We start from the raw sequence: 12,266 nt of genomic DNA on the forward strand, positions 1-12,266 counted from the left end.
GGGTCAGTTCGTGCCGATGCGCGCCAGCAGATCCACGATCCGGTCCTGCACCTCGGCACTCGTCGACCGCTCGGCGAGGAACAGGACCGTCTCACCCGCGGCGAGGCGCGGCAGCTCGGCCTGGTCGACCGCCGCGGTGTAGACGACCAGCGGGGTGCGGTTCAACTGCCCGTTCGCCCGCAGCCAGTCCACGATCCCGGCGCGCCGACGCCGTACCTGCATCAGATCCATCACGACCAGGTTCGGCCGCATCTGAGAGGCCAGCGTCACGGCGTCCGCGTCCGTGGACGCCCGCGCCACCTGCATTCCGCGCCGCTCCAGCGTCGAGGTCAACGCCAGCGCGATCTCCGCGTGCTCCTCGATGAGCAGGACACGCGGCGGGTGCTGGTCGGAGTCCCGCGGCGCGAGCGCCTTCAGGAGTACGGCGGGATCGGCGCCGTACGCCGCCTCCCGCGTCGCCTGCCCCAGTCCCGCCGTCACCAGTACCGGGACCTCGGCGGCGACGGCGGCCTGGCGCAGCGACTGCAGCGCGGTGCGGGTGATCGGACCGGTCAGCGGGTCCACGAACAGCGCGGCCGGGAACGCGGCGATCTGCGCGTCCACCTCCTCGCGCGAGTTCACGATGACGGGCCGGTAGCCGCGGTCGCTCAGCGCCTGCTGGGTCGTCACGTCCGGCGCGGGCCACACGAGGAGGCGGCGCGGGTTGTCCAGCGGCTCCGGGGGCAGCTCGTCGTCCACGGGCCGCGGCTGCGGCTGGTCGGCGACCTCGACCGCGCCACCGGGACCGTCCAGCGGCTCAGGACCCTCGTCGGCGTTCTTGTCCGGGGCTCCTATGGCGTACGACCGACCGGCACCCTCGGTCGCTCCGGGCAGCCTCGGCCCGGGAGCCGTGGCGGTCTGCCCGGCCTGCGGATGCGGGCGCGCCGTCGCTTCGGGGCGCTCGGCGGCGGGCTCGGGGGGAGTGCCGAGCTTGCGGCGGCGGCCGGAGCCGTTGGTCTGGTGCGGGGGAGGCGTGGCGGTCTGCTGTGCCTGGCCCTGTGCCTGGGCCGGTACGGCACCCGGCTGGTTCGGCGCCGGCTGACGGCTGAAGGGCACGCCCTGCCCGAGCGTCCGCACGCTGAACGCGCGCCCCTGCGTCGAGTTGGGGTCGATCGGCGCGGCGGCCTCGGCGGGCAGTGGCTGGGCGACCCGCGGCTGAGCCCCCGGCCGGGACACCGGCTGCGCGGGCTGCTCCGGCGGGAGAGGGGTGCCGGGGGCAGGGGTCTGCGCCTGCGGTTGCGGCTGGGCCTGACGGGCGGCCGCCGCCGGGGCGGGGGCGCCGGGCGGTACGGGCGCTCCCGGAGGTACGGGGGCGCCGGGCGGTACAGGCGTGCCGGCGCCGGAGGTGTCGTCGGCGTTCGGGGCCGGCCAAGGGGCCGGGGCCTGCGCGGGGACTGCCTGTGCCGGGGCTCCGGGCGCCGGGGTGGCCGCGACCGGGACGCCCTGGGCCGGAACCGCCGCCGCGTCCGGCCGAGCCGGGGCCGGTGCCTGGCGGGTCCGCACTCCCGACGGCGCGGGAACCGGGTGCGGCTGGGGCGGAGTGTGATCGTCGGCCGGGTCGCGCGGCATCCCGTCGTGCCGGCCCTCGTCCCCCTGGCCACGACCGGCGACGGCACCCACGGCGTCGCCCGCCTGCTCCAGGAGCTGCTGCTGGGCTCGTTGCGCCTGCTGGGCCTGTTCGGCCTGGATGTACTCGGGTGAGCGGTCCGCTTCCGCGGGCGGAAGCGCGAACACGGTACGGGCGCTCCCTTCCTGCGCGGCGGCCCGCTCGGCCGCCGCGGCCAGCGCCCGCCGACGCCGACCGGTCGGCTGCGCGCCGGCACCTTCGGCGGGGACGGCCTCCGGGGCACCCGGAGTACCGGGCGCGCTCGGGGCGCTGGGAGCCGCGGGCAACGCGGGCGGCAGCGCGTGCTGTTCACCGTCGCGCCGTGCCCGCCGCCCGGACGGCACGGGCGCCCCTTGCGGAGAAGCCACGGGAACCCCCTGCGGAGGCACCGTCCCGCCCAGTCCGGTACCCACGGCCGCGGTTCCCGCCGCGTGCTCGGCCGCCATGACGACCGCGCCCTCCGACACGCCCTCGGCCGCGTCGTCGTCCGCGCCCTCGACCGGGCTCGGCCGCCCACGACGGCGCCCGGTGGCGACGGCGTCGCCATCACCGGGACCCTGGGCCTGCGCGGGCACGGACACCTCGGCGGCCTCCTGCTCCGCGGCCGTACGGCGCCTGCGCCGCCCGGTGGGAGCGGCCGCACCGCCCTCGGTCGTGACCGGCTCCGCGGGGGCGACCTCGCTCTCCAGGAAGGCGTCCACGGAGGACCGCCGGGCCCGCCGCCTGCCACCGCTCTCGTTGCCGCCGTTCTGGTGCGAGGCCTGCTCGGGAAGGGCGATCTCGGCACCGGTCGACACCGGGGCCTGGGGGGCCATCGCTCCGGCCCCGTCGCCGATCGGCACCTCCAGGACGAACGCGCTGCCGCTCATCCCCGGCACCTCGTGCGTCTGCAGCACGCCGCCGTGCGCGCGCACGATCCCGCGCACGATCGGCTCGTGCACCGGGTCTCCCCCGCTGTACGGGCCGCGCACCTCGATCCGTACGACCTCGCCGCGCTGCGCCGCCGCCACGACGACGGTGTTGTCCATGTAGCCGCCCGCGGACACCGGCGCGTTGCCGGTCGCGTCGACGCCGGCCACGTCCGCGATGAGGTGCGCCAGCGCCTGCGCGAGCCGCTGCGGGTCGACCTCAGCCTCGATGGGCGGCGCGTGCACGGCGAACTGCACACGCCCGGGCCCGATCAGTTCGACGGCTCCGTCGACACCGGCCGCGACGACCGCGTCCAGCATCACGTTCGTACGGACGATCTGCTCGGCCCCCGCGTCCAGCCGCTGATAGCCGAGCACGTTGTCGACGAGGGTCGTGATCCGCGAGTAGCCCGCCGCGAGGTGGTGGAGTACCTGGTTGGCCTCGGGCCACAGCTGGCCGGCGTCGTCGGCGGCGAGCTTGGAGAGCTCACCGCGCAGCTGGTCCAGGGGCCCGCGCAGGGACTGGCCGAGCACCGAGAGGAGCTGATCGTGCCGGGCGGTCAGTGCCTCGTAGCGGTCCTTCTCACGCTCACCGAGCGCCGCGTACCGCTCGTCACCCGCGGCGAGTTCCTCCTCGTGGCGCTCGCTCACCTCGGCGAGCTCGGCGGCGTGCCGCTCGCGCAGCGCCGCCAGCTCCGCCGCGTGCTCCTCGCGGAACCGCTCGATCTCCTCCGCGTGCTGGGTGGCCTCGGCGTCCTTCTCCTCGACGAGGCTGTCGTACGGCCGTCGGTCGGTGAAGGTCATCACGGCGCCGACGAGCTGGTCCCCGTCACGCACCGGAGCGGTCGTCAGGTCGACCGGCACCTTGTCCCCGGACTTGGACCACAGCACCTGCCCGCGCACCCGGTGCTTGCGCCCGGAGCGCAGGGTGTCGGCGAGCGGGGACTCCTCGTACGCGAAGGACTCGCCGTCCGCGCGCGAGTGAAGGATGAGGGCGTGCAGGTCCTGCCCGCCGAGATCACTGGCCCGATAACCCAGTATCTGAGCGGCCGCCGGATTGACGAGGACGACCCGCCCCTCCGTGTCCGTGCCCACGACACCCTCGGCCGCCGCGCGCAGGATCATCTCGGTCTGTCGTTGCGAACGCGCGAGTTCGGCCTCGGTGTCGACGGTGCCCGACAGATCGCGTACGACGAGCATGAGCAGCTCGTCAGGGGCGGGACCGTAACTGTCGTAGGCCTGCTGGCCGTTCTCCAGGTTCGCGCTGGTGACCTCGACCGGGAACTCGCTGCCGTCGGTCCGCCGCGCGATCATCCTGGTCGGCTTGGTCCGCCCGCTCTGGTCGATCGTCTCGGGCCGCCGCATGGACCCGGGGATCAGCCGGGAGTCGAACTGCGGCAGCAGATCGAGCAGCCCCCGGCCCACCAGAGCCGTACCCGGGGCCTCGAAGGCCTCCAGGGCGATGGTGTTGGCGTTGACGACCGTGCCATTGGCGTTGACCAGCACCAACGCATCGGGCAGCGCGTCCAGTATGGCTGCGAGGCGAGCAGCGCCTCGGGATGGCCTGCTGCTCACGAGACGCTTCCTCCCTGTTACCGCACCTTGCCGACCGCGAGGGCCATCTTGCCAACCTGCCCGCAGCGTGTCACGCGAGGGAGTCTACGGGCAGAGGTTGCGCTCGCGGCGCCGGATGAGAGGGAGGTCGCACGCAGAAGAACGGAAGAACCTGTGACCGCGCATTTCATCCCTTCCCTGCCTACCTCGCCGAACCATGGCGTCACCATGACCGAGCCGTGTCGCGGCTGTGGGCGGAGCCGGGGAGCAGGGGGACGAGGGCGTCCCAGCGTGCGATCTGGCAGCCGTCCGCCCGGTCGAAACGCGCGTCGACGGGCCGCCCGGCCCAGGTCCCGGTCACATGGGCGGTGGCCGGACCGCCGTACATCATCGTGCACATCGTGCCGGGCGCCACGGGGGCGAAGGGGTCCTTGCCCCAGGTGGTTCGCCGGTCCAGCGTCGCGCACGCCTTGCCCACGTCGGGGTGACTGCCGCCATCGGGATGACATCGCAGTTCGTACGTCCCGTCGCCGCCTTCCGTGTGCTGGACGGTCACGGTCAGCCGGTCCCCGGAATCCTCGCCGCGGGCCGGCGGAGGCCTCAGGCTCGGGGAGGCCGGTTCCTCGCGGGCGGCTCCGGCCTGGGCGACGGCGGGCAAGGCGGGTACGGCGGACAGTGCCGCGACGGACGCGGCGGCGGTGAGGACGAGACGACGCAACATGACCTGACTAACGCGAGGGCCCCCGAGCGGTTGCGCGCGGCCGACGCCCGCCCCCGCGCTCTCAGAGGCTCGGCTCTCCGGCTCACTGGCTCTCCCGTCTCTCCCGTCTCTCCCGTTCTCCCGCTCTCCGGCTCACCGGCTCCTCGGGACTTTGCTCTGTGGCCCGACTGCCTAGTACCGTGGGAGCCGATTGGTGACACCCCACCCGGCTGTGTCATCATCTGCACGCACCACTCGCGCTCGCGTGGGCGGTTGTGCGGGAGGCGTCGCCTAGTCCGGTCTATGGCGCCGCACTGCTAATGCGGTTTGGGCCTTAAAGCCCATCGAGGGTTCAAATCCCTCCGCCTCCGCACCAAGATCCGAAGCCCCGGTCCACCTGGACCGGGGCTTCGGCGTTGAGTCCCTCTGGAGCGCGTTTGCCCAGCTCACAAGGGGTGCGGCAAACGGATTTCACATGGCGGCGGCAGTCATGTAATGTTCTTCCTGTCGCCGCGAGCGGGCCGAAAGCCCGGGAAGCGGGACGAAGCAGGAAACAACAGAACAAGCACTCGTAGCTTAACGGATAGAGCATCTGACTACGGATCAGAAGGTTGCAGGTTCGAATCCTGCCGAGTGCACACCAGACCAGAGGCCCCGTGGAGTGATCCACGGGGCCTCTGGCTTTTGCCTTGACGGCAGTGTTTGACGGCGACCGCTTCTGTTCGGTCCATGAGCTCAAAGGGAACACTGTTCGGCATGCCTGTCTCGCTGCATCACATCGTCATCGACGCCCACGACCTGCCCGCCCTGGCCCGGTTCTGGGCCGAGGTGCTGCGCTGGCGGATCCTGTCCGAGCGGGAGCGGGAGGTCGTGATCGGGCCGGACGAGACGGCCCCGGTGGGAATCTGCTTCATGCCGGTGACCGACCGCAAGGTCGTCAAGAACCGCCTGCACCTCGATCTCACCTCCACGGCGGAGGACCGGGAGGCCGAGATCGAGCGCATCCTTGCCCTCGGCGCTCGCAGAGCGGACGTCGGGCAGAGCGGTGACGAATCGTGGACCGTGCTGGTCGATCCGGAGGGGAACGAGTTCTGCGTGGTCCGTCCGAAGGAGACCCTCATCGGATAGCCCTCGCCGGTGGTGAGCACGCTGCGTGTGTTCCGGCCCTTCATGCCACGGCTGGAAGTTCCACGTTCCGCGCTCCCATTCGTCGTACGCGATTCCTTCCGGGCCCTCCATCCGGTTCCGGTATCGGGCTGCGAAGTCGTGCCAACCCGGGACACCCGTTCGCGCATAGAGGGCAATTCGTCCTATTTGTCATTTTGTTGTGTACGGTGCGCTTGTGCGCCGCCGGATAGGGAGGTGCAGGCCTGCTGCTGATCGAGCGCGGGCATCGTTTCAAAAGCCTCGGGAGAGATCGGTGGACAATCGGCACGCACGGAAACCGGCTCTGATCGTGCGATCAGTGCCTCACCAGGGGCGGCTCGGCGGCGGGCGGTGGAATGGCGCAGGCACTGCGACGGCCCTGTGCTTGGTCCTGTCCGGTCTTGGGCTGGTTCCGGCTACGGCGGCTACGGCGGTCAAGTCGTCGTCCCGTGCAGTTCCCCTTACCGAGACTTTCACCTTCACGGGTGCCCCGCAGAGCTTCACCGTTCCGGCCGACACGGCGGTAACGATCACCGCGGACGGCGCAGGCGGTGGCAGCACCCGCAACGGCTCTTGCGTCAATGGTGGAACGGGCGGTGCAGGGGCGCGGGTGGTCACCACTCTCCCGGCCTCCGCAACCCCGACGCCCGTCACTGTGAATGTGGGTGGCGCCGGCGGCAGGGGCTGCAGTGCCAACGTGGGTGCCGCCGGCGGGTTCAACGGCGGAGCGTCGGGTGGAGCGGGACCTACCACTCCAATCTCCAACGGTTCGGGTGGGGGTGGGGCGTCAAGTGTGTCGACGGGCGGCAGCCTGCTCGTGGTGGCGGGCGGGGGCGGCGGTACCGGGGGACGTAATTTCCCTTCCAACGGGGGTAACGGCGGCACCCCGAATGGCACTGCCGGCGACCCGGGAGGAACTGTCGGCGGTTCCCCTGGAGGCGGCGGTAGCGGGGGTACCACCAGCGCAGGAGGCGCAGGAGGTGCGGGAGGTGTCGCCCCGCCGTGTATGGCGCAGGCCGGCGGCACAGGGGGTGGTTTCTCCGCCGCCACGGTCGGCGCCGGGGGCTCGGGCGGCAACTACTCCGGCTGTGGCCCCGGTCTTGTGGTTGCCGGTGGCGGAGGTGGCGGAGGCGGTTACTTCGGCGGTGGTGGAGGGGGCGCTTCGGCCACCATCCTGGGTGCCGCTGGTGGAGGGAGCGGCGGTGGAGGCAGCAGTTTCGCCACCCCGACGGGCACCAGCACCGCGTACTCCACCTCGCCGGTTGGAACCCCTGACGCGAACGGTCGGGTGACCATCACCTACACGGTCCAGGACCTGGCCTTCAGCACGGTAAGCCCGCTGCCCGACGCAACCCAGAACGTCGCCTACTCCACCACCCTGCAGACCACCGGCGGCACCGGGAACCCCACCTTCGCGGTTACCGACGGCTCCCTGCCCCCCGGCCTGAGCCTCGACCCGGACAGCGGAGAGATCTCCGGCACTCCCACCACGAATGGCACGTTCACGTTCACCGTCACGGCCACCGACCCCAACCCGAACGTGCCCGCGGCCTCACGGCAGTTCACACTCATCGTGCAGCCCCCCGCTCCCCCCACCTGCGCCACCAGCACCGCCGACCTGCGGACCCAAGGCTTCAACGTCATCACCGGCAACGACCGCCCCAACATCCTGGTCGGTACCCAGGCACGAGACGCGATCTTCGGGCTCGGCGGCGGCGACACCATCGACGGGCGCGGCGGCGACGACCTGCTGTGCGGCGGTGACGGCAGCGACGTCCTTGCCGGGGCCGACGGCAACGACCGCATCGAGGGCGGCAACGGCAACGACGTCCTCCAAGGCGCCGCCGGAAACGACACCCTCCTCGGCCAGAACGGCAACGACGCCCTCGACGGCGGACCCGGCACGAACACCAACAACGGTGGGCCCGGCATCGATTTCTGCGTCCACCCCTCCACCGGTGCAGGCGTCACCCAATGCAACCCCTAGCGCACACCGCATGAACACGGTCCGGATATCGTTCAGCCCTGCCGGATTCCTTCGCTTCGCAGGATTCGACGGCGAAGTCCGGGAAGCTGATGGCCGTGAATTTCATGGACGTGGACGTCGAATTCCATGGACTCGGACGTCGAATTCTCTATCCGTACCATGAGGATCTCGGAATGCGTCCAGAGGCCCCGGAGGGATCCGGGGCCTCTGGCGTTCGGGGAATATGGGGCTGTGGGTTCCTTCGTTGTCGGAGCGCTCGCTCTTGTGGGTGTCAGCCGGTATGGGTGGCGTGGGCGTGCGGGTCGTGGACGCTCGCGAGGAGCTGCCGGTACGTCTCACTCATGGGCTTCTCCTTCCCCTTCGGGCTGAGAGAGATGATCTGGATGAAGTGGGAGTCGCCGGCGATGAGGCGGGCGGAGCCCGCAGCGCCGTCAGGGGCGGAGAGACGCGCGTCGAGGCCCGGCCGGCCGTGGACCTTGATCTTGTGGACGTCGGTGCTGGAGAGCTTGTGCTGGGAGGACTGGGTGGCCGCGTTGTAGCCGTCCACCAAGCCCCGAAGAGCGTCGTTGAGCTCTCCCTGGGCGCAGGGCAGGTCGAAGACCGCGAAGACGATGACCCCGTTCTCGGTCTTCACCTTGTAAAGGCGACCGTTCATTCCGTCCACGTCCTGGGTGAACTGCATGACCTTGGGCTTTCCGGGGAGCCGGAACTTGATGCCGCTCGCGGCGTCGGTGGTCTCCACCCATTGCCTGGCGGAGGCGGGGCTGCCGTGCTGACGGTGAGCGTCGTGATCGGAGGCGACCGTGGTGACGGCGGCCGTGTGCGGCGCCGCCGTGGCGGCCATCGCGCTGCCGGGCAACACCGCGCCTCCGGCGATCACGGTGGTCGAGGCGGCGAGCAGCAGAAGGCGCTGGAAATGGGAACGGCGAGTCATGGAAATTCACATCCCGTGGAAGTGGGGGAGGGGGGACAGTAGGTTGACGAATGGTCCGCGGCTTACGGGTTTCCGGCCGTGCATCGCATGTGTCCATTAGGCCCGGTCCTTTGAATCGGGTCATGCCCCTGCATCACGTGACGCGAGAAGTCGGGACTTGACCGATGCCGTTGGTCCGAGCACAATCCCCGGCCCGCACACCGTCGCCGCGGAGGGCTTCCGATGGGGGTGCTTGCGGGGAATCGATCCTGCTGTCGCCTATCGAGTGAACGTCATTGATTTCTACGGGAGTTGCATGCTTCCTCGCCTATTTTCCGGCGTGGAGGTGATGCTCGATGTACGAGCAGGACGCGATCGACGTCAACGACTTCGTGTTCGCGGCGACGGGGGCGCGGGTGCGGAGGCTGACGCTGGCTGAGGGGGAGCACTGGTTCCCGGCGGCGGACGTGGCCAAGGAGCTCGGCTACACCAACACCCGCCAAGCCCTTCTCTGGCATGTCGCGGAAGACTGCCAACAGCGCCTCGCGGATCTTGCACGAAGCGTCTATGGAGTAGACGCATTGAGCAAGATTGCAGGTCACGGGCTCAAGAAGTCGATGAAGATGGTGAATCTGCAGGGGCTCATCAGACTGGTCAACGGGTGTACCAAGTCCGAGTGCGAGCCCTTCAAGGCCTGGGTGGCCGAGGTCGTCGTGACCATCCAGCGCGACGGCTGCTACGAACTCGAGCAGGCCCCCGTACAGCCCGCCTCCGGCGGTGGCGTCGCCTACGTCGTGCCCCAGCAGGTCGCCGATGCCATCGTGCGGCTCGAGGAGCGGAACTTTCGGGCGGACGAGGAGTTCGCGGCGCGGGCGGCGGCGCGGAACGAATTGCTGGCCGAGCGCAATGCCCTGATGGCTGAGGGTAATCGGCTGGCGGCTCAGCGGGAGCAGTTGATGGCTGAGCGGAATCAGCTGTTGCGGGAGTCGAACGGTGACCGGAGCGCCATGGCCCGGAACCAGGACGCGATGGCACGCAGCCAGGAAATGATCTTTCGGAGTCAGGAGGTGATCGCTCGCAGCCAGGAGATGATCGCCCGGAGCCAGGACGCGATGGCGGCGGCTCTGGGGCGCATGGCCGAGTCGTTGGACCGGATCGCGGGGCGGATGGGGGCGGGCGGCGGGAGCCGGAAGCCGCCGGGCGAACCGGGCTGACGGTGGAGCGCGTGCACGACAAGGTGAGGACGCTGCTCAAGCGCGGATGCATGTAGCAGAGCGGGTGCGCGGCGGACGGGGCGCCGGTGTACGTGCTGTAGGGGGGCGCCGGGAGGGCGCCAGGGGGCAAGGGAGCGCCGAAGGGCGTCGAAGGGTGCCCCCAAGCATGTCGAAGGACGCCGGAGGAAGCAGAAGGGCCCGAAGTCGCATCCCATACTTGCGGCTTCGGGCCCTCTCCACGTTAGGTGAAGGCGCGCCAGGTCAGTCACCCTTCCGCAGCTCCTCCAGGTATTCGCCCATCAGCCTTCCCGTACGGGTGAACCAGTCGTACAGGACCGCGATTTCGGCGGGAGAGTAGTCGGAGAAGAGTTCGGTGACGCGGGTGTGGTGCGGCTCGTAGAGGGCCTTGACGCGGGCGACCGCGTCCGGGTTCGCGGCCACGCGGACACGGCGGCGGTCGTCGGGGTCGGGACGGCGGGTGACGTAGTCGGCGCGTTCGAGGCGGTTGAGGATCCCCGTGACGGCGCCCGTCGTGACGTGGGCCCGCTCCGCGAGGTCGCCGGCCGTGAGCAGCGTGTCGCCCGCCTCCAGGACGAAGCCGAAGCACGTGAGGTCGGTGACGTTCAGGTTCAGCCGCTGGGCCATCTCCTGCTGGCCGATCATGCCCGTCGCGATGAGGTGGTCCATCGCGCTCAGCGCCTGGGCCGGAGTCGCGGGTGGGCGCGGCGTGCCCTGCTGCATGGGCATTTCCCTTAGTGCGTGAGATGTTTCTGGGGTAGATTTCTTAGCGTATGAGGGATTCTAGTCCCTCACGTCACGAAACTCCGCTGTTCGGACAGAGGGAGGCAATACGTGAGCAAGCATGACGAGGGGCACACCCTCGCGGGCTGGACCGGATTCGGGATCGCCACCGTGGGGGTGGTGGGCATCGGGCTGGGGGTCTGCACCGACAACGCCCTCGGCGAATGGGGCGGCCTGGCGGTCGTGGCCGTGAGCGTGCTGGTCACCTGGGTGCTCCATCTCGCCGGGTGGGGCAAGCCGCCCGGGCGGCGGCCGACCTCGGAGTGGGGACTGCGGGTCAGGGACCTCGGCGCGCGGGAGGGGCACCCCGGGTGTGTGGGGTGCCGGCTGGCGGGGCGTGGGCGGTCCGCGACCAGGTCGGACGTGGCTGTCGGCGGAAGGCCGGCGAGTGGTGAACCCGTGACCGAGTCCGTCACCTGAACAGCCGAGTCCGTCACCTCAACGGCTGCCCGGGCAGAGGCGGCTTGATCGCCGGCCCCGTTGTCGGTGGCAACGCCTACGCTCGTGAGTGATGGCACAGACGTGGAGATGTTCGGGTCTGCGGTGGTCGGCGGACGGCCCCGTGCTGATGTGGGGCGGCGGGCGGGGCAGTGCGCTGTCCTGGGGGAAGCGGGTGGCCTTTGGGGTGGTGGACGAGGGCGTACGGACGTGTGTGGGCGCGCGGGGGAACGCGTGTCCGGTGCGGGCGGTGGTGTCGGGGCGGAGTGCGGGGGCCCGTTGTGAGGAGTGCGCGCGGCTGGACCGCGCGCACTCCGTGGCCGCCGACACGATGGCCGACGACCCGCGGCCGTACCGCGTGTACCTCGCGTGGTTCGGGCCCGGCATGGTCAAGGTCGGGATCACCGGGGCCGCGCGCGGCTCGGCTCGGCTGCTGGAACAGGGGGCCGTCGTCTTCAGCTGGCTGGGGCAGGGGCCGTTGATGGCGGCGCGGCGGACCGAGGAGCTGCTGCGGGCGGCGCTCCGGGTGCCGGACCGGATCCCGTACGCCGAGAAGAGGGCGGTGCGGGCCGCGTTGCCGGGGCCGGGCGAGCGGCTCGAGGAGATCCGGGAGCTGCATGCGCGGGTCATGGAGCTCGAAGGCTGGCCCGAGTCCCTGGAGCGGGCGCCCTTCCAGGCCGTCGATCACACCGAGGTGTTCGGGCTCGAAGGGCTCCCGCCCGCCGTCGGTGTCGTGAGCGAGCTGGTCGCGGGCGGTGTGGTGAGCGGGGAGCTGCTCGCCGCGGCCGGGCCCGATCTGCACCTGGCGACCGGGCGTGGGGTCGTCGTGGTCGATACGCGGCTCATGACCGGGTGGGAGCTGACCGCGGTCAGGGGTGAGCAACTGACGGTTCCCGTAAGGGAGTGGGAGGACAGGAGCATGAGGCAGGACGGACTCTTCTGAATGCCCGGGTCCGAGTG

Annotated in this window: 9 protein-coding genes and 2 tRNA genes; 7 read left to right on the forward strand and 4 right to left on the reverse strand. The window is 70.9% G+C overall.

From position 1 onward, the window contains the following. Window positions 1–3: 3 nt before the first annotated feature. Both AQJ27_RS33810 and AQJ27_RS33815 read right to left on the reverse strand, forming a co-directional pair. Window positions 4–4,128, reverse strand: coding sequence for a hybrid sensor histidine kinase/response regulator (locus AQJ27_RS33810; RefSeq protein ID WP_067376951.1), 4,125 nt, complete (start codon window positions 4,126–4,128; stop codon window positions 4–6). 202 nt (window positions 4,129–4,330) lie between these two features. Next, window positions 4,331–4,828, reverse strand: coding sequence for an SSI family serine proteinase inhibitor (locus AQJ27_RS33815; protein WP_067376954.1), 498 nt, complete (start codon window positions 4,826–4,828; stop codon window positions 4,331–4,333). Window positions 4,829–5,087: 259 nt separating this feature from the next. Between AQJ27_RS33815 and AQJ27_RS33820 the strand changes: the two genes are divergently transcribed. From AQJ27_RS33820 to AQJ27_RS33835, 4 genes are all read left to right on the forward strand, one after another. Beyond that, window positions 5,088–5,178: transfer RNA gene (locus AQJ27_RS33820), tRNA-Ser, on the forward strand. Between the two features lie 194 nt (window positions 5,179–5,372). Then, window positions 5,373–5,445 (forward strand) — tRNA-Arg (locus tag AQJ27_RS33825). A gap of 118 nt (window positions 5,446–5,563) precedes the next feature. Beyond that, the gene (locus AQJ27_RS33830) at window positions 5,564–5,935 is read left to right on the forward strand and encodes a VOC family protein (protein ID WP_067376956.1); all 372 of its coding nucleotides are present in this window, start codon (window positions 5,564–5,566) and stop codon (window positions 5,933–5,935) included. Window positions 5,936–6,959: 1,024 nt separating this feature from the next. Next, window positions 6,960–7,940, forward strand: a complete 981-nt coding sequence (locus tag AQJ27_RS33835; RefSeq protein ID WP_079065438.1) for a calcium-binding protein — start codon at window positions 6,960–6,962, stop codon at window positions 7,938–7,940. Between the two features lie 271 nt (window positions 7,941–8,211). Here the strand turns inward: AQJ27_RS33835 and AQJ27_RS33840 are convergent, their stop codons facing one another. Next, window positions 8,212–8,874, reverse strand: coding sequence for a hypothetical protein (locus AQJ27_RS33840; RefSeq protein WP_067376962.1), 663 nt, complete (start codon window positions 8,872–8,874; stop codon window positions 8,212–8,214). A 335-nt stretch (window positions 8,875–9,209) separates the two neighbouring features. Here AQJ27_RS33840 and AQJ27_RS33845 point away from each other — a divergent pair, with 335 nt between their 5' ends. After that, window positions 9,210–10,067: a BRO-N domain-containing protein gene (locus AQJ27_RS33845; protein ID WP_067376965.1), complete on the forward strand. Its 858-nt coding sequence runs from the start codon at window positions 9,210–9,212 to the stop codon at window positions 10,065–10,067. A gap of 261 nt (window positions 10,068–10,328) precedes the next feature. On the opposite strand, the gene AQJ27_RS33850 is transcribed toward AQJ27_RS33845, so the two are convergent. Then, window positions 10,329–10,808, reverse strand: a complete 480-nt coding sequence (locus tag AQJ27_RS33850; protein ID WP_425275245.1) for a MarR family winged helix-turn-helix transcriptional regulator — start codon at window positions 10,806–10,808, stop codon at window positions 10,329–10,331. Between the two features lie 111 nt (window positions 10,809–10,919). Between AQJ27_RS33850 and AQJ27_RS33855 the strand changes: the two genes are divergently transcribed. Both AQJ27_RS33855 and AQJ27_RS33860 read left to right on the forward strand, forming a co-directional pair. Beyond that, window positions 10,920–11,288, forward strand: a complete 369-nt coding sequence (locus AQJ27_RS33855) for an HGxxPAAW family protein (RefSeq protein ID WP_067376971.1) — start codon at window positions 10,920–10,922, stop codon at window positions 11,286–11,288. 91 nt (window positions 11,289–11,379) lie between these two features. Beyond that, window positions 11,380–12,249: a DUF2797 domain-containing protein gene (locus tag AQJ27_RS33860; protein ID WP_067376974.1), complete on the forward strand. Its 870-nt coding sequence runs from the start codon at window positions 11,380–11,382 to the stop codon at window positions 12,247–12,249. Window positions 12,250–12,266 lie beyond the last annotated feature (17 nt).

Source organism: Streptomyces olivochromogenes (assembly GCF_001514115.1).
Lineage (GTDB): Bacteria > Actinomycetota > Actinomycetes > Streptomycetales > Streptomycetaceae > Streptomyces > Streptomyces olivochromogenes.